This window comes from Pseudomonas sp. MIACH (assembly GCF_001269925.1).
In the GTDB taxonomy this organism is placed as follows: domain Bacteria; phylum Pseudomonadota; class Gammaproteobacteria; order Pseudomonadales; family Pseudomonadaceae; genus Aquipseudomonas.
The window spans coordinates 76,785-99,674 of the sequence record NZ_LHVO01000012.1 but is presented as its reverse complement, the minus strand read 5'-3'; the positions used below and the strand labels follow the sequence as shown (position 1 = coordinate 99,674).

At 61.9% G+C, this 22,890-nt stretch carries 25 protein-coding genes; 15 read left to right on the top strand and 10 right to left on the bottom strand.

Annotated features, from left to right (window positions below; translation table 11 throughout):
- Positions 1-102 precede the first annotated feature (102 nt).
- From AD670_RS04070 to AD670_RS04055, 4 genes are all read left to right on the top strand, one after another.
- Positions 103-2,856: a response regulator gene (locus tag AD670_RS04070; RefSeq protein WP_053128547.1), complete on the top strand. Its 2,754-nt coding sequence runs from the start codon at positions 103-105 to the stop codon at positions 2,854-2,856.
- A gap of 51 nt (positions 2,857-2,907) precedes the next feature.
- Positions 2,908-3,897 (top strand): 2-hydroxyacid dehydrogenase, encoded by a 990-nt coding sequence (locus AD670_RS04065; RefSeq protein ID WP_053128545.1) that lies wholly within the window; start codon positions 2,908-2,910, stop codon positions 3,895-3,897.
- Positions 3,898-3,968: 71 nt separating this feature from the next.
- A complete protein-coding gene (locus AD670_RS04060) occupies positions 3,969-4,409 on the top strand; it encodes a hypothetical protein (protein WP_053128543.1) in 441 nt (146 codons plus the stop codon).
- Entirely contained in the window at positions 4,406-4,810 is a 405-nt protein-coding gene (locus AD670_RS04055) for an META domain-containing protein (protein ID WP_053128541.1), read from the top strand. Before AD670_RS04060 ends, AD670_RS04055 begins: the two co-directional genes overlap by 4 nt.
- Positions 4,811-5,025: 215 nt before the next feature.
- Here the strand turns inward: AD670_RS04055 and AD670_RS04050 are convergent, their stop codons facing one another.
- Positions 5,026-5,487, bottom strand: coding sequence for a TlpA disulfide reductase family protein (locus AD670_RS04050; protein ID WP_053128539.1), 462 nt, complete (start codon positions 5,485-5,487; stop codon positions 5,026-5,028).
- Positions 5,488-5,602: 115 nt separating this feature from the next.
- Between AD670_RS04050 and arsC the strand changes: the two genes are divergently transcribed.
- From arsC to AD670_RS04035, 3 genes are read left to right on the top strand one after another with little or no spacing between them, the layout of a single operon-like run.
- Positions 5,603-5,956: an arsenate reductase (glutaredoxin) gene (gene arsC, locus AD670_RS04045; protein WP_053128537.1), complete on the top strand. Its 354-nt coding sequence runs from the start codon at positions 5,603-5,605 to the stop codon at positions 5,954-5,956.
- Complete coding sequence (wrbA, locus tag AD670_RS04040) at positions 5,953-6,567, top strand: NAD(P)H:quinone oxidoreductase (protein ID WP_053128534.1); 615 nt, start codon at positions 5,953-5,955, stop codon at positions 6,565-6,567. Before arsC ends, wrbA begins: the two co-directional genes overlap by 4 nt.
- On the top strand, positions 6,551-6,955 hold the full coding sequence (locus AD670_RS04035) for a DUF2069 domain-containing protein (protein WP_053128533.1): 405 nt from the start codon (positions 6,551-6,553) through the stop codon (positions 6,953-6,955). Before wrbA ends, AD670_RS04035 begins: the two co-directional genes overlap by 17 nt.
- A 38-nt stretch (positions 6,956-6,993) precedes the next feature.
- Here the strand turns inward: AD670_RS04035 and AD670_RS04030 are convergent, their stop codons facing one another.
- Positions 6,994-7,665 carry a DNA-3-methyladenine glycosylase I gene (locus AD670_RS04030; protein WP_053128532.1) on the bottom strand — a complete coding sequence of 224 codons (672 nt, stop codon included), beginning with the start codon at positions 7,663-7,665 and terminating at the stop codon, positions 6,994-6,996.
- 80 nt (positions 7,666-7,745) lie between these two features.
- Positions 7,746-8,570, bottom strand: coding sequence for a tRNA 2-thiocytidine(32) synthetase TtcA (ttcA, locus tag AD670_RS04025; protein WP_053128530.1), 825 nt, complete (start codon positions 8,568-8,570; stop codon positions 7,746-7,748).
- Between the two features lie 264 nt (positions 8,571-8,834).
- Here ttcA and AD670_RS04020 point away from each other — a divergent pair, with 264 nt between their 5' ends.
- Both AD670_RS04020 and AD670_RS04015 read left to right on the top strand, forming a co-directional pair.
- A complete protein-coding gene (locus AD670_RS04020) occupies positions 8,835-9,437 on the top strand; it encodes a Yip1 family protein (protein ID WP_027606356.1) in 603 nt (200 codons plus the stop codon).
- Positions 9,438-9,566: 129 nt separating this feature from the next.
- Positions 9,567-10,061 (top strand): SprT family zinc-dependent metalloprotease, encoded by a 495-nt coding sequence (locus tag AD670_RS04015; protein ID WP_027606355.1) that lies wholly within the window; start codon positions 9,567-9,569, stop codon positions 10,059-10,061.
- A 96-nt stretch (positions 10,062-10,157) separates the two neighbouring features.
- On the opposite strand, the gene AD670_RS04010 is transcribed toward AD670_RS04015, so the two are convergent.
- On the bottom strand, positions 10,158-11,333 hold the full coding sequence (locus AD670_RS04010) for a CaiB/BaiF CoA-transferase family protein (protein ID WP_053128528.1): 1,176 nt from the start codon (positions 11,331-11,333) through the stop codon (positions 10,158-10,160).
- Positions 11,334-11,490: 157 nt separating this feature from the next.
- Between AD670_RS04010 and tusD the strand changes: the two genes are divergently transcribed.
- From tusD to AD670_RS03980, 6 genes are all read left to right on the top strand, one after another.
- A complete protein-coding gene (gene tusD, locus AD670_RS04005; RefSeq protein WP_053128526.1) occupies positions 11,491-11,883 on the top strand; it encodes a sulfurtransferase complex subunit TusD in 393 nt (130 codons plus the stop codon).
- A gap of 1 nt (position 11,884) precedes the next feature.
- A complete protein-coding gene (tusC, locus tag AD670_RS04000) occupies positions 11,885-12,235 on the top strand; it encodes a sulfurtransferase complex subunit TusC (protein WP_053128525.1) in 351 nt (116 codons plus the stop codon).
- On the top strand, positions 12,235-12,513 hold the full coding sequence (tusB, locus tag AD670_RS03995; RefSeq protein WP_053128523.1) for a sulfurtransferase complex subunit TusB: 279 nt from the start codon (positions 12,235-12,237) through the stop codon (positions 12,511-12,513). The genes tusC and tusB overlap by 1 nt, the downstream gene beginning before the upstream one ends.
- Positions 12,510-12,845, top strand: coding sequence for a TusE/DsrC/DsvC family sulfur relay protein (locus tag AD670_RS03990; RefSeq protein WP_053128521.1), 336 nt, complete (start codon positions 12,510-12,512; stop codon positions 12,843-12,845). Before tusB ends, AD670_RS03990 begins: the two co-directional genes overlap by 4 nt.
- The gene (locus tag AD670_RS03985) at positions 12,842-13,843 is read left to right on the top strand and encodes a glycosyl transferase family protein (RefSeq protein ID WP_053128519.1); all 1,002 of its coding nucleotides are present in this window, start codon (positions 12,842-12,844) and stop codon (positions 13,841-13,843) included. Before AD670_RS03990 ends, AD670_RS03985 begins: the two co-directional genes overlap by 4 nt.
- Positions 13,844-13,931: 88 nt before the next feature.
- Positions 13,932-14,927, top strand: a complete 996-nt coding sequence (locus AD670_RS03980) for a glutathione S-transferase family protein (RefSeq protein ID WP_053128518.1) — start codon at positions 13,932-13,934, stop codon at positions 14,925-14,927.
- A gap of 129 nt (positions 14,928-15,056) precedes the next feature.
- On the opposite strand, the gene cysG is transcribed toward AD670_RS03980, so the two are convergent.
- From cysG to AD670_RS03950, 6 genes are read right to left on the bottom strand one after another with little or no spacing between them, the layout of a single operon-like run.
- Positions 15,057-16,451: a siroheme synthase CysG gene (cysG, locus tag AD670_RS03975; protein WP_053128517.1), complete on the bottom strand. Its 1,395-nt coding sequence runs from the start codon at positions 16,449-16,451 to the stop codon at positions 15,057-15,059.
- Positions 16,452-17,732, bottom strand: a complete 1,281-nt coding sequence (gene serS, locus AD670_RS03970; RefSeq protein WP_053128515.1) for a serine--tRNA ligase — start codon at positions 17,730-17,732, stop codon at positions 16,452-16,454.
- A gap of 16 nt (positions 17,733-17,748) precedes the next feature.
- Positions 17,749-18,123 (bottom strand): fluoride efflux transporter CrcB, encoded by a 375-nt coding sequence (gene crcB / locus AD670_RS03965; RefSeq protein WP_027606345.1) that lies wholly within the window; start codon positions 18,121-18,123, stop codon positions 17,749-17,751.
- The gene (locus AD670_RS03960; protein WP_027606344.1) at positions 18,123-19,445 is read right to left on the bottom strand and encodes a replication-associated recombination protein A; all 1,323 of its coding nucleotides are present in this window, start codon (positions 19,443-19,445) and stop codon (positions 18,123-18,125) included. Before AD670_RS03960 ends, crcB begins: the two co-directional genes overlap by 1 nt.
- A gap of 27 nt (positions 19,446-19,472) precedes the next feature.
- Positions 19,473-20,096 (bottom strand): outer membrane lipoprotein chaperone LolA, encoded by a 624-nt coding sequence (gene lolA / locus AD670_RS03955; protein WP_016975527.1) that lies wholly within the window; start codon positions 20,094-20,096, stop codon positions 19,473-19,475.
- A 54-nt stretch (positions 20,097-20,150) separates the two neighbouring features.
- On the bottom strand, positions 20,151-22,559 hold the full coding sequence (locus tag AD670_RS03950) for a DNA translocase FtsK (RefSeq protein ID WP_053128513.1): 2,409 nt from the start codon (positions 22,557-22,559) through the stop codon (positions 20,151-20,153).
- Positions 22,560-22,890: the final 331 nt, after the last annotated feature.

Below are 22,890 nucleotides of genomic sequence, written 5' to 3'. Positions count from 1 at the left end.
ATTTGCAAGATTCCAGACCGCGCAAATGGCTACACTGCGCAGGTGGCGCGGGCCGGATGCCGGCGTGGAAGATTGATATCAGTGTGGTAGCAGGAGAGTGGCGTGCTTAGAAGAATGGGGATAAAAGGCCGCGTACTGTTGCTGACCTTATTACCGACCAGCCTGATGGCGTTGTTGTTGGGGGGTTATTTCACCTGGATGCAGCTCTCGGAGTTGCAGGCCCAACTGCTGCAACGCGGCGAAATGATCGCCGAGCAGCTGGCGCCCCTGGTGGCCCCGGCCCTGAGCAGCAAGAACACCGACCTCCTGGAGCGTATTGCCACCCAATCCCTGGAGCAGCCCGACGTGCGCACCGTGGCGTTCCTCGCGCCGGACCGCACACCCCTCGCGCACGCCGGGCCGACCATGCTCAACCAACCGCCGGTCGGCAACAGTTCCCACCTGCTGCAGCGCACCGGCAACGACGCCACGCGTTACCTGCTGCCGGTATTTGGCCGCCATCGCAACCTCGCTGGCGACCTGATCCCCGATGAAGCCGACCGCCTGCTCGGCTGGGTCGAGGTGGAACTGTCCCACAACGGCATGTTGCTGCGCGGCTATCGCAGCCTGTTCGCCAGCCTGCTGCTGATTGCCATCGGCCTGATCTTCACCGCAGCCCTCGCCCTGCGCATCAGCCGAACGATCAATTCGCCGATTGGCCTGATCAAGCAAGCGGTCGCCCAACTCAAGGACGGCAACCTGGAAACCCGTCTGCCGGCACTCGGCAGCCAGGAGCTGGACCAACTCGCCTCCGGTATCAACCGCATGGCCGAAACCCTGCAAAACGCCCAGGAAGAATTGCAGCACAGCATCGACCAGGCCACCGAGGACGTGCGCCAGAACCTGGAAACCATCGAAATCCAGAACATCGAGCTGGACTTGGCGCGCAAGGAAGCCCTGGAGGCCAGCCGCATCAAGTCCGAATTCCTGGCGAACATGAGCCATGAAATCCGCACGCCACTCAACGGCATCCTCGGTTTTACCCACCTGCTGCAAAAAAGCGAGCTGACCCCGCGCCAGCTGGACTACCTGGGCACCATCGAAAAATCCGCCGACAACTTGCTGGGCATCATCAACGAGATCCTCGACTTCTCGAAGATCGAGGCCGGCAAACTGGTACTCGACAGCATCCCCTTCAACCTGCGGGATTTGCTGCAAGACACCCTCACCATTCTCGCCCCCGCTGCCCATGCCAAGCAGCTGGAACTGGTAAGCCTGGTCTACCGCGACACGCCGCTGGCGCTGGTGGGCGACCCGCTGCGGCTCAAGCAGATCCTGACCAACCTGATCAGCAATGCGATCAAGTTCACCCGCGAAGGCACCATCGTCGCCCGAGCGATGGTCGAGGACGAACAGGAAGACAACGTGCAACTGCGCATCAGCGTGCAGGACACCGGGATCGGCCTGTCCAGCCAGGATGTGCGTGCGTTGTTCCAGGCGTTCAGCCAAGCCGATAACTCGCTGTCGCGCCAACCCGGCGGCACGGGGCTGGGCCTGGTGATTTCCAAGCGCCTGATCGAGCAAATGGGCGGCGAAATCGGCGTCGACAGCACGCCGGGCGAAGGCTCTGAGTTCTGGATCAGCCTGAACCTGCCCAAGACCCGCGACGACGTCGAAGACCTGCCCTGCGCGCCGCTGCTGGGCCATCGCGTGGCGGTGCTGGAAAATCACGAACTGGCGCGTCAGGCCCTGCAGCACCAATTGGAAGACTGCGGCCTGGAAGTCACGCCGTTCAATACCCTGGAAAGCCTGACCAACGGCATCACCAGCGCTCACCAGACCGAGCAGGCCATCGACCTGGCCGTACTCGGCGTCACCGCCAACGACATCCCGCCCGAGCGCCTCAACCAACATCTATGGGACCTCGAACACCTGGGCTGCAAGGTGCTGGTGCTCTGCCCCACCACCGAACAGATGCTGTTCAACGAGTCGGTGCCCAACCCCAACAGCCAGTTGCAGGCCAAGCCGGCGTGTACACGTAAGCTGCGCCGCGCCCTGTCCGACCTGATCAGCCCGCGCCCGTCGCGCAGTGAGCCGGGCGAGCCGCTGTCCAGCCGTGCGCCGCGTGTGCTGTGTGTCGACGACAATCCGGCGAACCTGCTGTTGGTGCAAACCCTGCTGGAAGACATGGGCGCGCAGGTCCGTGCAGTGGAAAGCGGCTACGCGGCGGTCGACGCGGTGAAACAGGACACCTTCGACCTGGTGCTGATGGACGTACAAATGCCCGGCATGGACGGGCGCCAGAGCACCGAGGCGATCCGCCAGTGGGAAAGCGAGCGCCATGGCACGCCGTTGCCGGTGGTCGCCCTCACCGCCCACGCCATGGCCAACGAAAAGCGTGCCTTGCTGCAAAGCGGTATGGACGATTACCTGACCAAACCCATCAGCGAACGGCAACTGGCCCAAGTGGTACTGAAATGGACCGGCCTGGCCCTGCGCAACCAAGTGCCGGAGCGCGCCGTCGAAGGCCTCGGCCCGGGCGTGCAATTGCCGGTGCTGGACCACGAGGAAGGCCTGCGCCTGGCCGCTGGCAAGACCGATCTGGCCGCCGACATGCTCGCCATGCTGCTGGCCTCCCTGGAAGCCGACCGGCAGGCCATTCAGGTCGCCCGCGACGCCAAAGACAACCTGGCCCTGATCGAGCGCGTCCACCGCCTGCACGGCGCCACCCGCTACTGTGGCGTGCCGCAACTGCGCGCCGCCTGCCAACGGGCCGAAACCCTGCTCAAGCAGGACGACGCCAAGGCCATGCACGCATTGGACGAACTGGACATGGCCATCGCCAGGCTGGCCAGTGAAGCGCGGGTCAGTGCCTGAGCCTGTTTTTATGGGCACTGATCAACTGATAAATGGCAGGGAGCATGTTTAATGCGCGTGATTCTTTTCAGCAGCCAAACCTATGACCGCGACAGCTTCCTCGGCGAGCCGCTACCAGAGGGCCTGGAACTGCAATTCCAACCCGCTCGGCTCAACCTCGACACCGTCGCCCTGGCAGAACACCACGAGGTGGTCTGCGCCTTTATCAACGATGACCTCAGTGCCCCGGTGCTGGAACACCTGGCCAAGGGCGGCACGCGGTTGATCGCGTTGCGTTCGGCCGGTTACAACCATGTGGACCTGCCTGCCGCCCAACGCCTGGGCCTGACCATCGTGCGTGTCCCGGCCTATTCGCCCCACGCGGTTGCCGAACATGCGGTGGCCCTGGTCCTCGCCCTCAACCGCCGCCTGCACCGTGCCTACAACCGCACCCGCGACGGCGATTTCAGCCTGCATGGCCTTACCGGTTTCGACCTGGTGGGCAAGACCGTCGGCGTGGTCGGCACCGGCCAGATCGGCGCCACGTTCGCCAAGATCATGGCGGGCTTCGGCTGCCAGCTGCTCGCCTACGACCCCTTCCCCAATCCGCAGGTCCAGGCCCTCGGGGCGCGCTATGTAAGCCTGCCGGAGCTGTTGGCCCAGGCGCAGATCATCAGCCTGCACTGCCCGCTGACCGCCGACAGCAAGCACCTGATCAATGCGCGCTCCCTGGCGCAGATGCAGCCCGGCGCCATGCTGATCAACACCGGTCGCGGCGGCCTGGTCGACACGCCGGCGCTGATCGAAGCACTCAAGGACGGCCAACTCGGCTACCTGGGGCTGGATGTGTATGAGGAAGAAGCCCAGCTGTTTTTTGAGGACCGCTCGGACCTACCGTTGCAGGACGACGTACTCGCGCGCCTGCTGACCTTCCCCAACGTGATCATCACCGCGCACCAGGCGTTCCTCACCCGCGAGGCGTTGGCGGCGATTGCCGGCACCACGTTGGCCAATATTGCGGCATGGGCCGATGGCCGGGCGCAGAACCTCGTCGAAGGATGATCAGCGGTCACATACCAGGGTCATGATGGGCCGGCACCCGTGATAGGATGCCGCGCCTATTTGGAGGATCCATGGCCGAACACGATTTCCGCTTCAGCTTGCTGAGCCCGCAACACACCCTGATCGAATGCCGCGCCCTGGTGCCGGGCCGTTACCAGGTCACCGGCAACGGTGGTTCGATCAAGCATGGCGACGTGCTGATCGTCACCCTGCGCGGCAGTAAAACCCTGTCGATGCGACTCACCGTCGAAGGTGACGCACGCTACTCCATCCGCCCGGCGGGCCAGTGGGTCGCCATGGCCCTGGGGCCGAAGTTCGGCGAGCTGGAGATTCACACCTGGAAGGTCAACTGCGACAGCTGCGACGCTGTGCTGGAGTTTGAATTCGCGGTGGAAACCAAGCTGACCAAAGAGCCGCTGCAACCGGCCGCCAACGCGCGCATTGCCGAGTTGGGCTGGGCCAGCGAAGGCGCCAAGCACCGTTGCCCGAAATGCCAGAAGGCCGGGCAATGAAAGGCCTGCTTCTGCTCGCCGCCGCCGGTGCGGCCTTGGGTGGCTGCGCCGGTGATGCGGTCAAGCTCAAGCAGGATCACAGCTACGTGGTGGAGTGGATTGGTGAGCGGCCGTTGATGGATTACGCACACCTGACCGTCACCCTCGGCGCCGATGGGCGCGCCTACGGCAATGGCGGTTGCAACCACTGGTTCGCGCCGTACACCGTCGAGGGCGAGAAGCTCAGCTTCGGCAAGATCGGCAGCACCCGCAAGCTCTGCGCCGAGGCCTTGATGGAGCAGGAACAGCGCTTCTTCCAGGCCCTGCAAGGCGTACAGCGCTGGGACATCTCACCGATCGAACAGACGCGCTTCTGGCCGGCCGAAGGCAAGCCGATTCGCCTGTGGCTCGAAGAGGGCTGATTCCACCGATCTGCAGGTTGGTGAGATTTAAATAATGAGATGGGTTGGCAGGTGGGAAGTTGCTCAGCTGTAGATCTCGTGGGCACCGCTGGGCCCCTGTGGGAGATGTCGAGCTTTAGCGAGGCTTCGATGGCGGTGGCATGGTTGGCAGGTGTGTCGGCTGACACACCGCTATCGGGGCAAGCCCCCTCCCACATTTGATCGGGGGCAATACTCTAGCCGCGCAAGGCCTTGAGCTTGGCCAACACCCCTTCCGCCGTCTGCTCACCCATCAACTGCTCACGCACCTTGCCCTTGTCATCGATGATGTAGGTCACCGGCAATGCCTCGCTGCGCGGAATATCGAAAATTCCATCCGGGTTCTGCGCCAGCACCGTGAACTTGATCCCCAGCTTGTCGCTGGCTTCTTTCAGCTCCTCTCCCTGCACATTGTCGAAGTTAACCCCGAACACCCCCACGCCCTGCCCCTTCAACTGTTCCGCCAGGGCGTTGAGCTCAGGGATTTCCGTACGGCACGGGCCACACCATTCCGCCCAGTAGTTGACCACCAGCCACTGTTTGTCCAGGCGCTCGGACGCGACCTTCTGGCCGTATTGGTCAACGCCGTAGTCATTGCCGCAGCCGCTGAGCAGCAGGGTTGTGATGATCGCCAATGCACCGATCAGTCGCCTTGTCATGGGGTAATCCTTCGCAAAAATGAACGTTGGTTGCGACCTATCGCCTCTTACGGTTTAAGGACGGGCCACAGCGCAGGTAGAATACCCGCCACCTTACGCAAGATGCGACCCGCACATGACCGATCTGACGCTTTATCACAACCCGCGCTGCTCGAAATCCCGCGGTGCGCTCGAACTGCTGGAAGCCCGCGGCCTCGCCCCTACCGTGGTGCGCTACCTGGAAACCCCGCTGAATGCCGCGCAATTGAAGGCACTGCTGGCCAAGCTGGGCATCAGCGCCCGCCAACTGCTGCGCACCGGCGAAGACGAATACAAGGCCCTCAACCTGGCCGATGCCAGCCTCAGCGAAGCGCAACTGATTGCCGCCATCGCCGAACACCCCAAGCTGATGGAACGCCCGATCCTGGAAACCGCCGATAAAGCCATCATTGGCCGTCCGCCAGAGAACGTGCTGGAGATCCTGCCGTGACGTCGCCGTATGTGCTGGTGTTGTATTACAGCCGCAATGGCTCGGTGAGCGAAATGGCTCGGCAGATTGCCCGTGGTATCGAGCAAGGCGGGATGGAAGCGCGACTGCGCACCGTGCCGGCGATCTCCACCGAGTGCAAAGCCGTGGCGCCGAGCATCCCGGATGAAGGCGCGCTGTATGCCAGCCTCGATGACTTGAAGAACTGCTCGGGCCTGGCCCTGGGCAGCCCGACGCGCTTCGGCAACATGGCCGCGCCGTTGAAGTACTTCATCGACGGCACCAGCAACCTGTGGCTGACCGGCGCGCTCGTCGGCAAACCGGCCGGGGTGTTCACCTCCACCGCCAGCCTGCATGGCGGCCAGGAAACCACGCTGATGTCGATGCTGCTGCCGCTGCTGCACCACGGCATGCTGATCACTGGCCTGCCCTACAGCGAGCAGGCACTGCTCGACACCCAGGGCGGCGGCACGCCGTATGGCGCCAGCCACCATGCCGGCCCGGATGGCAAACGCCTGCTCGACCCGCATGAAATCACCCTGTGCCGGGCCCTGGGCCTGCGCCTGGCCAAGACCGCCACGCTGCTGGAGAACGGCCGTGGCCAGGAAGCCTAAGGTTCTACCGCCGCAAGCGTGGCTGGAGCCACGGGTCAAGGCTGCACGCGCGTTAAGCCTGCTGGCGTTTTTCGGCCTGGTGGGTTTGTTATGTGGGTACTACCTGTTCGTCGCCGACCTGCACGGCGCGCGTCCGTGGGTGATCCTGCTGATCGAGCTGGTACCTCTGCTGGTGCTCGCGCCGGGGATGATCATCGGCAGTGCGCGCGGGCATTCGTGGATGTGCTTTGTGGTGAACCTGTATTTCATCAAGGGCGCGCTGGCAGCGTATGACCCGAACCGGCAGTGGTTCGGGGTGCTGGAGATGCTGGCCAGCCTGGCAGTGTTTTGCACGGCGCTGCTGTATGTGCGCTGGCGGCACCAACTGAACCGCCGGTTGGCCGAGTAACTGTGTGGCGAGCAGGCTCGCCACGTAATAGACCCCGGTCAATGGTTGACGGTGTACGCCAGCATCATCGACAGCTGGCACATCGGCCGCCCACTCTCGGCATGCCACTGGTTGAACGCGGCCTGCACCGTGGCTAGGTCGCGCAGGCTGGTGGGTGCCTTGTCGACGATCTTCTGCGCATTCAAGGCCGCCACCACGTCATAGCTCGGCACAAAGGTATCCTTGCCCACCATCCGCAAAAAGCGCGGCGCCGAAAGCCCGCCCAGCTGATGACCGTGCTTGCTCAGGTATTTCCATAACCCAACGATATCGGTCACCGGCCAGTCGGCGATAAACGCGCCAAAGCTGCCTTTTTCCTGCTCGATATCCAGGATCATCTGCGCATTGCGCGGCACGCTCTTGAGCTTGCCCAGGTGGCGGATGATGCGCGTGTCCTGCATCAGCCGCTCCAGATGCTCAGCGCCCATCAGCACGACTTTTTCCGGGTCGAAGCCAAAGAACACTTGCTCGAACGCCGGCCACTTGGCATCCACCACGCTGTGTTTCAAGCCGGCGCGAAACACGCGCAGCGCCAAGGTCGACAGGTAGCGATCATCACTGATCTTGCGCAACTGCGCCGGAGTCTTGGGCACCGGCAGGTGGGCGTCCAGCTCGGCCGCTGAACCGAAGCGGTTCAGACAGTATTCGTGCAGCCACTTGTAATCACGCATGCCCTCTCCTGCTGTTGAATGCTGGCAATTGAATTGAAAACGGCGCCCGCAAGCGCCGTGTGTCAGAGCGTTGAATGGGCTCAGAGGTTCACAACATTGACGAAGCGCGACGCGGCGGTCTCATCGATTTTCAGGCTGGTGAAGTCGAACAGGTTGCGGTCGGCCAATTGCGATGGCTGCACGTTCTGCAGGCTGCGGAAGATACTTTCGGTACGCCCTGGCGTCTTGCGTTCCCACTCCACCAGCATTTCCTTGACCACCTGGCGCTGCAGGTTTTCCTGGGAGCCGCACAGGTTGCACGGGATGATCGGGAATTGCTTGAGGTCGGAGTAGGCCTGGATGTCCTTCTCGTTGCAATACGCCAGCGGGCGGATCACCACGTTGCGCCCGTCATCGGCACGCAGCTTGGGCGGCATGGCCTTGAGCGAGCCGTTGAAGAACATATTGAGGAAGAAGGTCTCGACGATATCGTCGCGGTGGTGACCCAGGGCCATCTTGGTTGCACCGATCTCATCGGCAAAGGTGTAGAGCGTGCCACGGCGCAGGCGTGAGCACAGCGAGCAGGTGGTCTTGCCTTCAGGCACCAGTTCCTTGACCACCGAGTAGGTGTCTTTTTCGACGATGTGGTACTCGACGCCCAGTGCCTTGAGGTAGGCCGGCAGCACGTGCTCGGGGAAGCCCGGTTGTTTCTGGTCCATGTTGACGGCAACGATCTCGAACTTGATCGGCGCGACCTTTTGCAGGTGCAGCAGCACGTCGAGCATGGTGTAGCTGTCTTTGCCGCCGGAGAGGCAGACCATGACCTTGTCGCCGTCCTCGATCATGTTGAAGTCGGCGACTGCCTCACCGGCCAAGCGGCGCAGGCGTTTTTGCAGTTTGTTCTGGTTGACCGTAAGAGTGCCCATGGCGCTTGGATCCGCTAGAGGTGTGTGACGAAAAGCCGGGTATTTTACGCAAAAAAAACAGCTAAAGGGCTAACAGTAAAAGACCCCGCCGCGATTAGGACCCATGTTTACAGCGCAATTTGCTCTAAAGGCCCTACAGTTATTCCGGTCATCACTTCCTATACTGCGACTAGAGGTCGCACACAGATATCCAGACCTTTGTGGCCATTTGGCCCGTAGGCGCTCCGATGGGGGGCGATGGTAATAACGACAGGAGTGACTGGCATGATCCATCACGTCGTGGGGCTTTTTACCCATCCCGACCAGGAATGGCGGGAAATTCGTGGCGATAAAGAAGAAAGCATCGGCCACATGTACCTCACTCACACCCTGATTCTCGCGGCGATCCCCGCCGTATCCGCTTTTATCGGTACCACCCAGGTCGGCTGGGTCATCGGCAACCGCTCACCGGTCATGCTGACCCAGGAAAGTGCGCTGTGGATGACTCTCATGTCCTACGCGGCCATGCTCGGCGGCGTGGCGGTGATGGGCGCGTTCATTCACTGGATGGCCCGCACCTACGACGCCAACCCCAGCATGGCGCGGTGCGTGGCGTTTGCCACCTATACCGCGACCCCCCTGTTTATCGGCGGGCTGGCGGCGCTCTACCCGCATATGTGGCTGGGCATGGTGGTGGGCACTGCGGCGATCTGCTACACGGTGTACCTGCTGTATGTCGGCGTACCGACCTTCATGAGCATCGACCCGGATGAAGGCTTCCTGTTTTCCAGCTCGATACTGGCCGTAGGACTGGTGGTACTGGTGGCGATCATGGCGTTTACCGTGATTGTCTGGGGGCTGGGCGTAGGACCGATCTACACCAACTAACCCGTTCAATCGTGAAGGCAGGGCCACCGCAAGGTGGCCTTTTACGTTATGAATGACCATTCGGCGCCTGACAGATTCGGAAACACAGCGCTTTGCGGCATACTGGACGCCTGTGGAGATATGTACAGCATGCCCGAGCAACTCAATACCCGCGTCGAAGATTGTTTCCTGCAAGCCGAATCCTTTTTCAAACGAAGCTTCAAACGCCCCCAGGTCAGCCTCAAGCTGCGGGGCCAAAAGGCCGGTGTCGCGCATTTGCACGAGAACCTGCTGCGCTTCAACCCACAGTTGTACCGAGAAAACAGCCAACACTTCCTGAAACAGACCGTGGCCCATGAGGTGGCGCATCTGATCGCCCACCAATTGTTTGGCGAGCGCATTCAGCCCCATGGCGAGGAATGGCAACTGATCATGCGTGGGGTTTACGAACTGCCGCCGGACCGTTGCCACACCTATGCCGTGAAGCGTCGCCAGGTGACCCGCTATATCTACCGTTGCCCGTGTGCCGACAGCGACTTCCCGTTTTCGTCGCAGCGCCATGGCATGGTGGCTCAGGGGCGACGGTACCTGTGTCGGCGCTGTCGGCAGACATTGGTATTTACCGGCGAAACCCGGGTGGAATAAAGGCCTCATCGGGAGCAAGCCCCATCCCACATTTTGATCGTATTCACAGGCCTGAATGTGGGAGGCGGCTTGCTCCCGATAGCGTCCGCCCAGCCACTACATAATCACCTTGGAGCTGCGCAGCTCGCTGATGCGCTGCGGGCTCAAGCCAAGCTCCGCCAACACTTCATCACTGTGCGCGCCCACGGCGACGCCAATGTGCCGGGGCGCTGGCAACCCTTCCGAAAACTTCAACGGGCAGGCAATCTGCGCCTGGCTCGAACCATCGCCCCTTGGCACCTGGCTGACCAGCGCCCGCGCCTTTAACTGCGGATGGGCCACGGCTTCGCTCAGCGTCAGTACAGGCTCCACGCAGGCATCCACCCCGGCAAACAGCTCGCACAATTGCTCGAAACTGCGCTTCTCGAACTCCACCTGCAAGGCCAGCTTAAGCGCCGGCTGCTGCTCAGGCTTCAAGCCCTGCGCGGCCAACTCGGGACGCCCCAACGCTTCACACAATTGCCGCATAAAGGCCGGCTCCAGGCTGCCCACTGACATCCAGCGCCCGTCCCGAGAGCGGTAGTAGTCGTAGAAACTGCCACCATTGAGCACATGGCCTTCCCATTCCGGCTCGACCCCGCAGGCCAGGTAACCCGCTCCGGCCATGGCGTTCAGGCTGAAGGAGCAATCGGTCATGCTGACATCCAGGTATTGGCCGACCCCGCTCTGCTGCCGGGAAATGACGGCAGCGAGAAGCCCCACCACCGCATGCAGCGAACCGCCGCCCACGTCCGCCAACTGCACGCCCAACGGTAATGGCCCGCTGTCCTGGCGCCCGGTGTAGCTGGCCACCCCGGCCAGCGCCAGATAATTGATGTCATGCCCGGCACGGTCCTTATAGGGCCCGGTCTGGCCGTAACCGGTGATCGACACATAAATCAGCCGCGGGTTGATCGCCTTCAGCGCCTCGTACCCCAGGCCCAGACGCTCCATCACCCCGGGGCGAAATTGTTCGAGGACAATGTCGTAGTCCTTGACCAGTTCGCGCACGATCTCCAGCGCTTCGGCCTGCTTCAAATCCAGCGCCAGGCTGCGTTTGTTGCGGTTGAGATAGGCATGGCTGGCCGAAGTCCCCTGGTCATGGGGTGGCAATACACGCAACAGGTCCATGCGCGTCGGCGATTCGATGCGCAGCACCTCAGCGCCCATGTCCGCGAGCATCAACGATGCAAACGGGCCAGGCAGCAAGGTGGAAAAATCCAACACTTTGAGGGACGCCAAGGGGCCTGACATGGGAACTCCATTTGGGTTTTGAATGCCCACAGACTAGGCAGCCTGGCGCCTACCGGCAATCGTCAGAACGATCATCGAGAGTGACTGTTTTGATCGCGGCGGGCTTTTTCGCGGCAGCGGCCTTATCATTGCCCCACGTTTGCTTGCAGAGTGTTCCATGAAGTTTGCGATTGCAGTGTTTTCCGCCGCCCACGCGCCCTCCTCGCGCCGCGCCCTGCTGTTTGCCCAGGCGGCGTTGGCCGGCGGGCATGAGATTGTGCGGCTGTTCTTCTATCAGGATGGCATCTACAACGCCTCCAACACCCTCGTTGCGCCCCAGGATGAGCAGGACATCGCCCGCCAATGGCGCGAGTTTGTCAGCACGCATCAGCTGGACGGCGTGGTTTGCATCGCCGCCGCCTTGCGTCGCGGCGTGCTGAACACTGAGGAAGCCAAACGCTATCAACGCAGCGCAGTCAATCTGGATGCGCCCTGGGCGTTGTCGGGCCTGGGGCAATTACACGACGCCGCCCAGGCTGCCGACCGCCTGATCTGTTTTGGAGGGCCGTGACATGTCCAAATCCTTATTGGTGATCAGCCGCCAGGCGCCCTGGTCCGGGCCGAGCGCGCGCGAAGCGCTGGATATCGTGCTGGCCGGAGGCGCATTCGATCTGCAGATCGGCGTGCTGTTCATGGATGACGGCGTGTTCCAACTGGCGCCGCACCAGGATGCCAAGGCCGTGCAGCAAAAGGACCTCAGCGCTAACTTGCAGGCGTTGGGCCTGTTCGGCATCGATGACGTGTTCGCCTGCAGCCATAGCCTGGGTGAGCGCGGGCTGACGCAGCCGGCCAACGCCCAGTCGCTGGACAGCGAAGCGATCGCCAAGCTGATTGACCGTTACGACCAGGTGATGACCCTCTGATGTCGACTCTACATGTGGTTTCCCACTCCCCGTTTACCGATAGCCGCCTCGACAGTTGCCTGCGTATCTGTGGCGCCGAAGACGCGATCCTGCTCTGCGGCGATGGCGCCTATGGGCTGCATAACGCGGCCCTGCACACCAAGGGCATAAAGGTTTTTGTGCTGGCCGAAGACATGCAGGCGCGCAATCTGCCGCTGCCGGATTGGGCCGACAGCGTGGACTACCCGGGTTTCGTGCAGCTGTCGCTCGACTACAGCAAGGTCAACACCTGGCTATGAACACCCTGACCATAGGCGCGCGCACCCTGGACCTGGACAAGGACGGTTACCTCGTCGACCTGAATGAATGGTCCGATGAGGTGGCCAATGCCCTGGCCGCCGTCGAAGGCCTGGAATTGACCGCCGATCATTGGCAGATCCTCGAACTGCTGCGCCAGTTCTACGCCGAATTCCAGCTGTCCCCTGCCACGCGGCCGCTGATCAAGTACACGGCCTTGAAGCTGGGCCCGGAAAAGGGCAACAGCTTGCACCTCAACAGACTGTTCAACGGCACTCCCGCCAAACTCGCCGCCAAGCTGGCGGGCCTGCCCAGACCGACGAATTGCTTATGACCGACTTCGCCCCGCTGACCCTTGAAACCCCTGCCGAGCATCCGTTTGCGCAGTTCGTGCGCATCCTGGGCAAAGGCAAGCGCGGCGCGCGCAACCTCACCCGCGACGAGGCCCGCGAAGCCATGGGCATGCTGCTCGACGAAAAAGTCGAAGACACCCAGCTCGGCGCCTTCCTGATGCTGCTGCGCCACAAGGAAGAAAGCCCGGAAGAACTCGCCGGTTTTACCGAAGCCGTGCGCGAACGCCTGGACGCCCCGGCACTGAATGTGGATGTCGACTGGCCGACCTACGCCGGCAAGAAACGCCATCTGCCGTGGTTCCTGCTGGCGGCCAAGTGCCTGGCGCAAAATGGCGTGCGCATTCTCATGCACGGCGGCGGCGCACACACGGCGGGCCGGCTGTACACCGAACAATTGCTGCAAACCCTGCACATCCCGCTGTGCCGTAACTGGCAGCAGGTCGGGACCGCGTTTGAACAAGGCAACCTGGCGTTTATCCCGCTGGGCGATTGGGCGCCGCAACTGCAACGCATGATCGACCTGCGCAACACCCTGGGCCTGCGCTCGCCGATCCACTCCTTGGCGCGCCTGCTCAATCCGCTGAATGCGCGCTGCGGCCTGCAAAGCATTTTCCACCCGGGTTACCAGGGCGTGCACCGCGATGCCAGCGGCCTGCTTGGCGACCATGTGATTGTGGTGAAGGGCGACGGCGGCGAAGTCGAGATCAACCCCGATACGATCAGCCACCTCTACGGCACCACCGGTGGCGAAAGCTGGGATGAAGAATGGCCCGCCCTCTCCGACCAGCGTCACGTCAAGCCGGCAACCCTGGAGCCTGAACACTTGAAGGCCGTGTGGCGCGGCGACGTAGAGGACAGCTACCCGCAACTGGCGCTGATCGCCACCATGGCCCTGGCCTTGCGCGGCCTCGGCCACCCACGGGAACAGGCATTCGAATTGGCCCGGCAATACTGGGATGCACGGGACAAATCGATTTAATCGATCATTCCCGCCCGGTCTTTGCGCTTTTAGTTCGAACTCATCCCTTTAGACTGGGCTCCAACGCTTATTAGCCAAGGAGCCAGTCATGGGTTTGCTGATCGAAGGACACTGGAAAGACCAGTGGTACGAAAGTAGCGCAGATGGCGCTTTCCAGCGGGAACAGGCACAGCGCCGCCACTGGGTGACCGCCGATGGCCAGCCTGGGCCCAGCGGCGAAGGCGGCTTCAAGGCCGAGGCCGGTCGTTATCACCTCTACGTGTCCCTGGCCTGTCCATGGGCCCATCGCACCCTGATCCTGCGCAAGCTCAAGGGCCTGGAACGCTTGATCGACGTCTCGGTGGTCAGTTGGTTGATGCTGGAGAACGGCTGGACCTTCGACAAGGCCCACGGCTCCACCGGCGATAAGCTCGATGGTTTCGAATTCATGCACCAGCGCTATACCGCCGACACCGCCGACTACACCGGCCGCGTCACCGTGCCGGTGCTGTGGGACAAGCAGCTCAATCGCATCGTCAGCAATGAATCGGCGGAGATCATCCGCATGTTCAACAGCGCGTTCAACGGGCTGACCGGCAACACCCTGGACCTCTACCCCGAGCCGCTGCGCGCGACCATCGATGGGCTGAACGAGCGGATCTACCCGGCCGTGAACAATGGCGTATACCGCGCAGGCTTTGCCACCTCACAAAAAGCCTATGAAAGCGCGTTTGATGATGTGTTTGCCGAACTGGATCACCTCGAGCAGCACTTGGGCGACCATCGCTATCTGGCCGGCGAGTACCTGACCGAGGCGGATGTGCGTTTGTTCACCACGCTGATTCGTTTTGACGCGGTGTATTACAGCCACTTCAAATGCAATCTGCGGCGGATTGCCGATTATCCGAACTTGTCGAACTGGTTGAGGGAGATGTATCAGTGGCCGGGCGTGGCCGAGACGGTGGATTTCGAGCATATCAAGGGGCATTACTATGCGAGCCACCGCACCATCAACCCGATGGGGATTGTGCCGAAGGGGCCGTTGCAGGCGTTTGATGCCGGGCATGATCGAGCGCGACTAACCAGCAAAGGCATTTGGAGCTGATACAAAACCCGTAGGAGCGAGCTTGCTCGCGAATAACTCAAAAACACCGCGTGCATTCAGGATGGGCGCGTTATCGTTGACGATTTTCGCGAGCAAGCTCGTTCCTACAGTCGATGTGTGCGCAGGTGCTCAGACTTGTGACTGGGCGCCTTCAAACCACTTCAGCTTCTCGCGCAACACCACCACCTCACCGACGATCACCAGTGTCGGCGCATGCACTTCATGCTCCGCCACCATGCGCGGCAAGTCTGCCAGGGTGCCGGTAAACACGCGCTGGTTGGACGTGGTGCCCTGCTGGATCAACGCCGCCGGGGTATCCGCAGCACGACCATGCTTGATCAGTTGCTCACAGATGATCGGCAAGCCAATCAAGCCCATGTAGAACACCAAGGTCTGCGACGGCCCTACCAGGTCACTCCAAGGCAGGTCCGACGTCCCATTCTTCAAGTGCCCGGTAATAAAGCGTACCGACTGCGCATAGTCGCGATGGGTCAGCGGAATCCCGGCGTACGCCGCGCAACCACTGGCTGCGGTGATCCCCGGCACCACCTGGAACGGGATGCCATGGGCCGCCAGTTCCTCGATTTCTTCACCGCCACGGCCAAAGATGAACGGATCGCCACCCTTGAGGCGCAGCACGCGCTTGCCTTGCTTGGCCAGGTCCACCAGTTGCTGGTTGATCTGGTCTTGCGGCACGGCGTGGTCAGCGCGGCGTTTACCGACGTAGATGCGCTCGGCATCACGACGGCACAGTTCCAGAATCGCCGGCGCCACCAAACGGTCGTATAGCACCACGTCGGCTTGCTGCATCAGGCGCAGCGCACGGAAGGTCAGCAGGTCCGGGTCGCCCGGGCCAGCCCCTACCAGATACACCTCGCCCGGCGCATAAGGCGGCGCACCGTTGACCTTTTCGATCAACAGACGCTCAGCCTCATCGCCCTGCCCGGCCAACTGACGGTCGGCAATCGGGCCCTGGAATACTTCTTCCCAGAACGCCCGACGCTGCTGCACATCCGGGTACAAACCTTTGACCTGGGCACGAAACCGCGCCGCCAGCCCGGCCAACTGGCCGTAGGTGGACGGAATCCAGGTTTCCAGCTTGGCGCGGATCAAGCGCGCCAGCACCGGCGCATCGCCGCCGCTGGACACCGCGATCACCAAGGGCGAACGGTCGACGATCGCCGGGAAGATCACGCTGCACAAGGCCGGCGCGTCCACCACATTGACCGGTACGCAACGACGCTTGGCGTCACTGGACACTTGCGCGTTCAGTGGCTCGTCGTCGGTCGCCGCGATAATCAGGGTGCAGCCTTCAAGGTCGGCCTCCTGATAACCGCGCAGAATCATTTCCCCGCCACTGCCCTGCACCAACTCACGCAACTGGTCTTCGATCCGGGGAGCAACCACCCGCAGCACTGCGCCGGCGTCAGCCAGCAGGCGGGATTTGCGCAAGGCAATCTCCCCCCCACCGACGACCAACACACGACTGCCGCGCAGGTTATGAAACAGCGGCAGAAATTCCATTTAGCGGATGACCTCAACGCCCGCCATGTAAGGCTTGAGCACTTCAGGTACACGGATCGAACCGTCAGCCTGCTGGTAGTTTTCCAGCACCGCCACCAGGGTACGACCTACAGCCAGGCCCGAACCGTTGAGGGTGTGCACCAGCTCCGGCTTGCCGGTTTCCGGGTTACGAAAACGCGCCTGCATGCGCCGGGCCTGGAAATCACCGCAGTTGGAGCACGAGGAAATCTCGCGGTATTTGTCCTGGCTGGGTACCCACACTTCGAGGTCGTAGGTCTTCACGGCGCTGAAACCCATGTCGCCAGTGCACAGCGCCAGGACGCGGTACGGCAGCTCCAGCAGCTGCAGGACGCGTTCGGCGTTGGCGGTCAGGCCTTCCAGGGCATCCATGGAGGTCGACGGCTCAACCACTTGCACCATCTCGACCTTGTCGAACTGGTGCTGGCGGATCATGCCGCGGGTGTCCCGACCCGACGCACCGGCTTCACTGCGGAAGCACGGGCTGTGGGCGACGAACTTGAGCGGCAGTTGCTTGGCATCGAGGATCTCGCCCGCAACGATATTGGTCAGCGACACTTCGGCGGTCGGGATCAGGTACAGATCGGCTTCACCATCGCGGCTGATCTTGAACAGGTCCTCCTCGAACTTCGGCAGCTGGCTGGTGCCCATCAGCGCCGGCGCCTGTACCAGGTACGGGGTGTAAGCCTCTTCGTAACCGTGCTCGCCGGTGTGCAGGTTGATCATGAACTGCGCCAGGGCACGGTGCATGCGTGCGATCGGGCCGCGCAGCAAGGCAAAGCGTGCACCGGACATCTTGGCGGCGGTTTCGAAATCCAGGCCGCCAGTCAATTCGCCCAGGGCGACGTGGTCCTTGATCTCGAAATCAAACGCTGTTGGCGTGCCCCAGCGACGCACTTCGACGTTGCCGTCTTCGTCTTCGCCAATCGGCACGGACTCGTGCGGCAGGTTGGGAATACCCAGCAGGATCGAATCCAGCTCGGACTGAATGCCTTCCAGCTCGACCTTGCCGTCGGACAGCTCGGTGCCCATGCGCTCGACGTCCGCCATCAACGGCGCGATGTCTTCGCCACGTTGCTTGGCCTGACCGATGGATTTGGAACGCGCATTCCGCTCAGCCTGCAGTGCTTCGGTGCGGGTCTGGACGCTCTTGCGCTGTTCTTCCAGCGCTTCGATGCGCGCAACATCCAAGGCAAAGCCACGGGATGCCAGGCGGTCCGCTACGTCCTGAAGGTTGCTACGTAACAGTTTGGAATCGAGCATGTCGGTCTCTCGTTTATCAAAGTTTGGTCAAGGACAGGCCGGCCCAGGTGGCGAGCAGCCCGCCGAACACGCTGATGCCGAGGTACCCGAAGGCGACCAGGGCCTGCCCGCTTTCCAGCAAGCGCAGCGTATCCAGTGAAAAGGATGAAAAGGTCGTCAGACCGCCTACAAAGCCGACAATCAAGCCAGCGCGAATTTCAATCGGTACTTCCGGGCGCAACAGGAACCAGCCGTACAACAACCCGATGATCAGGCAACCCACCAGGTTGACCGCCAGGGTCGCCGCATAAAAATGCTTCGGCCAATTGGCGCTCACCCACGTACCGGTGGCGAAACGCAATAATGTACCAGCGATGCCGGCTGCGGACACGGCAAGAATCGTCTTGAACACTACTTTCTCCGCTGTTTGGGGCTGAGGCGGTCGAGTTGGGCGAGGTGATTGAGCTTTTCACCGATCTTCAGCTCCAGGCCACGGGGCACAGGCTGGTAGAACGGCTGCGGCTCAAGCTCATCGGGGAAATAGTCTTCACCGGCGGCATAGGCGTCCGGCTCATCATGGGCATAGCGGTATTCATCACCGTAGCCCAGTTGTTTCATCAACTTGGTCGGCGCATTGCGCAGGTGCAGCGGCACTTCGAGGGAGCCGTGTTCGGCAGCCGCGCGCAGGGCGGACTTGAAGCCCATGTACACCGCGTTGCTTTTCGGCGCGCAGGCCAGGTACGTGATGGCCTGGGCCACCGCCAGCTCACCTTCCGGGCTGCCGAGGCGCTCCTGCACTTCCCAGGCCGCCAGGCATAGGCTCAAGGCACGCGGGTCGGCGTTGCCGATGTCTTCACTGGCCATGCGCACCACGCGGCGGGCCAGGTACAGCGGGTCGCAGCCGCCGTCGATCATGCGCGCAAACCAATACAGCGCGCCGTCCGGGTTGGAGCCACGCACGGATTTGTGCAGCGCCGAAATCTGGTCGTAGAAGGCTTCGCCGCCTTTGTCGAAACGCCGACGCGTGTCGCCAAGCAGGCTTTGCAGCAGGTCGACGCCAATCTCGCTGCCGTCTTCGGCCAGGTCGGAGGCGTTCTCCAGCAGGTTGAGAAAGCGCCGGCCATCACCATCGGCGGCGCTTAGCAGAATCTTGAAGCCTTCATCGCTGAGGCTCAGTTGGCGCTTGCCCAGGCCCTTGTCTTCGCTCAGGGCACGGTGCAACAGCTTTTGCATCGCGGCTTCGTCCAGGCTTTTAAGCACATAGACCCGCGCACGCGAGAGCAAGGCGTTGTTCAGTTCGAAGGAAGGGTTTTCGGTGGTGGCACCGATAAAAATCAACGTGCCATCTTCGACATAGGGCAGGAACGCATCCTGCTGCGACTTGTTGAAGCGATGCACTTCGTCGACAAACAGGATGGTGCGCTTGCCGTATTGCCCGGCCTGCTGCTTGGCCACCTCGACGGCCTGGCGGATCTCCTTGACCCCGGCCAACACGGCCGAGACCGTTTCGAAGTGCGCATCCGAGACTTTTGCCAGCAGCCGCGCCAGGGTGGTCTTACCCACGCCCGGCGGCCCCCAGAAAATCATCGAGTGCAGTGCACCCTGCTCCAGGGCTTCGCGCAACGGCTTGCCGCGAGCGAGCAGGTGTTCCTGACCGACGTACTCATCCAGATTGGTCGAGCGCAAGCGCGCGGCCAAAGGCTGGGCAATCGGGTCACTTCGAAACAGATCCATGGGCAGCGTTTGAAACCTCTGGGGAGTTTATTCCTGGATCACGTCGGCACCCTTGGGGATGTCGAACTTGAACTTGGACGCCGGTACCGGCTGGTTGGCCTTGACCCCGGAGAACAGGATATCGGTGCGCTGGCCGACGCTGTCGACCAGGCGCATGTTATTGATCACGCCGTTGCCGAACGACAGGGACAACGTGTCAAACAGCGTGTCCTTGGATTTCGGCTTGAGGGTGAACTCGATCACGTTGCTGGTTTGCTTGGAGGTGATGTCGAAGCTGTCGTTGATTTTTGACACGTCGCCCGAGAGCAGCAGCGCCGGGGTCTGGTTCAGGCGCGGGTCCAGCTTCTTGATGGTCGCCTGCTCCAGGTCCGGGTCCCACAGGGTGACTTTCTGGCCGTCCGAGACGATGGTCTGCTCGGCCTTGCCTTCGGTGTGCCAGTAGAACAGCCCTGGGCGCTGCACGGCCATCTCGCCAGCGGTTTCCTGCAACTGGGTACCACCGGCATCCAGCGTGAGCTGGGAGAAGCGCGCAGTCAGGGTCTGGGATTTGTCCAACAGGTTTTTCAGGCTGGCGACGGAGGCCGGGTCAGCGTGGGCCGAAACAGCGGTCAAAGCCAGTGCCGGCAACAACAGCATGCGGATAAGACGCATGGGAGTCCTCATTGAGTCGTAAGGGCGCGCCGCGTGCTGCCACGCGGCACGGAATCAGTCGCGCGCCTGCCCAGGAGCAAGGACTTCGCGCGAGCCGTTGGTGTTCATTGCAGTGACGACGCCAGCGTTTTCCATGGCTTCGATCATGCGCGCGGCGCGGTTGTAGCCGATCTTCAGCTTGCGCTGCACCGCAGAAATCGACGCGCGGCGGCTTTCCAGCACGAACGCCACGGCTTCGTCGTACAGCGCGTCGGTTTCGGCATCATCGTCGCCACCGCTGCTGCCGCCGTCGAAGCCGCTGCCGGCCTCTTCGACACCAGCAAGGATGTCGTCGTTGTACTCAGGCGCGCCGCGCAGCTTCCAGGCTTCCACCACACGGTGCACTTCATCATCGGACACGAAGGCGCCGTGAACCCGGATCGGCAGGCTGGTACCTGGCGGCATATAGAGCATGTCGCCGTGACCCAGCAGTTGCTCGGCGCCGCCCTGGTCGATGATGGTCCGTGAGTCGATCTTGCTCGACACCTGGAACGCCATGCGGGTCGGGATGTTGGCCTTGATCAGGCCGGTGATCACGTCCACCGACGGACGCTGGGTGGCAAGGATCAAGTGAATACCGGCGGCACGGGCCTTCTGAGCGATACGCGCGATCAGTTCTTCGACCTTCTTGCCGACGATCATCATCATGTCGGCAAATTCGTCGACCACCACCACGATGGTTGGCAGCTTGCTCAACAGCGGCGCTTCGTCGTGAATGCTTTCGCGCTTGTAAAGCGGGTCGCTCAGCGGCGTGCCGGCGTCCTGGGCTTCCTTGACCTTGGCATTGAAGCCCGACAGGTTACGCACGCCCATCTTCGCCATCAGCTTGTAGCGACGTTCCATCTCGGCAACGCTCCAACGCAGGGCGTTGGCGGCGTCCTTCATGTCGGTGACCACCGGGCACAGCAGGTGCGGAATGCCTTCGTAGATCGACAGCTCGAGCATCTTCGGGTCGATCATGATCAGCTTGGCGTCTTCCGGGCCGGACTTGAACAGGATCGACAGGATCATTGCGTTCACGCCCACCGATTTACCCGAACCGGTGGTACCGGCCACCAGCAGGTGAGGCATTTTGGCAAGGTCGGTGATCACCGGCTTGCCACCAATGTCGTGGCCCAGGGCCAGGGTGACCGGCGACTTGAAGTTGTCGTATTCGGGCGTCGACAGCACTTCGGAGAAGCGCACGATCTGGCGGTCTTCGTTGGGAATCTCGATACCGACGGTGGTCTTGCCGGGAATCACTTCCACCACGCGCACGCTGGTCACGGCCAGTGAGCGGGCCAAGTCTTTGGCCAGATTGGAAATGCGGCTGACTTTTACACCCGCGGCCGGCTGGATTTCGTAACGGGTAATCACCGGGCCGGGGTGGATCGAGTCCACCGACACTTCGACGCCGAATTCCTTGAGTTTGATTTCCAGCAGATGGCCGACGGCCGCCAGGGACTCAGGGGAATAGTTGAGTTGTTTCTTCTCGGCCGGGTCGAGGATCGAGATCGGCGGCAAGGTGCCTTCCACCGCGCTGTCGACAAACAACGGCGCCTGCTTCTCTTTCTGCACACGATGGCTCGGCTCGGCAGGCTTGGGCGGCGCCGGGGCGATCACCGGCGGCACCTGCTTCTCGCGGTCCGACATGTGCTTGCTCAGGGCCTGCTCGCGCTCGATCAGACGCTCCTTGACCTTGGCCTGCTCACGGCGGTCCGGCGTGCTGGGCGCCACCACTTCGTTGACGCGGGTGTCCACCTCGCGCAACTGGGCGACCATGCGCTTGCGCTCGACCCGTGCGGCCCACCAGCGATTGGCTGCACCCTGGAACAGCTCCAGCAGGTCGAGGGTGATCTTGCCGGTCACGTCCATCACCTTGAACCACGAAAGGTCGGTGAACACCGTGAGGCCGAACAGGAACAGCGCGATAAACATCAAGGTGCTGCCCTGGATATTCAGGGTCTTGCGCGCCAGGTCGCCAAGGCTCTCACCCAGCGCCCCACCCGCGCCCGCCGGCAGGCCGGTGGGTGCGTGAAAATGAATATGCGCCAGGGCGGCACCCGACAGCACCAGGAATACCAGGCCGATCAGGCGCCACGAGAACAGCCAGCCGCTCCACTGCCACGGCTCATGACGCTGGCGGAAGATCTGCCAGGTCTTGATCGCCAGCAGCAAAGGGAAAATGTAAGCGAAGTAACCCAGCACCATGAACAGGATATCGGCGCTGTAGGAACCGGCAGGCCCACCGAAGTTCTGCACGTCTTCGATCTTGCTGTTGTGGCTCCAGCCCGGATCGTCCTTGCCATAGGTGAGCAAGGCCATCATCAGGAACAGGCACAGCGCGCCGATAGCGATCAGCGCGCCTTCCTTGAGTCGATAATGCAGGTGCTGGCGCCAGGCCGGCACGACTGCTGCTTTAGGTGTTGCGGCGGATTTCTTCAAAACGGGTCTTTTCCTGCGCCTGTTAGCGCGTCCATCTGTTGAATAAGTGCAAATACTGCCCAATCCGAGCAGCTGAAAAATGAACGAACGTCGTGGAATCTACTTTTAACACTGGGCGATTGCTGGATGAAATGGCGATAACGCCACAATGGCCGCATTGTACGGGTTTGTGTTCCTGTTGCCACGCCACTTGGCTTTCTTCAAGCAGCATAGCCAATTGTGTGTCACAACATGTTCAATTTGAGCATGCATTGTCTTTGCTGACAAAGGCTTATGAGCTGTTTTTACCAATCCAGGCAAGCTTGGCAAATGGCCTGCATGGGCCAGACCC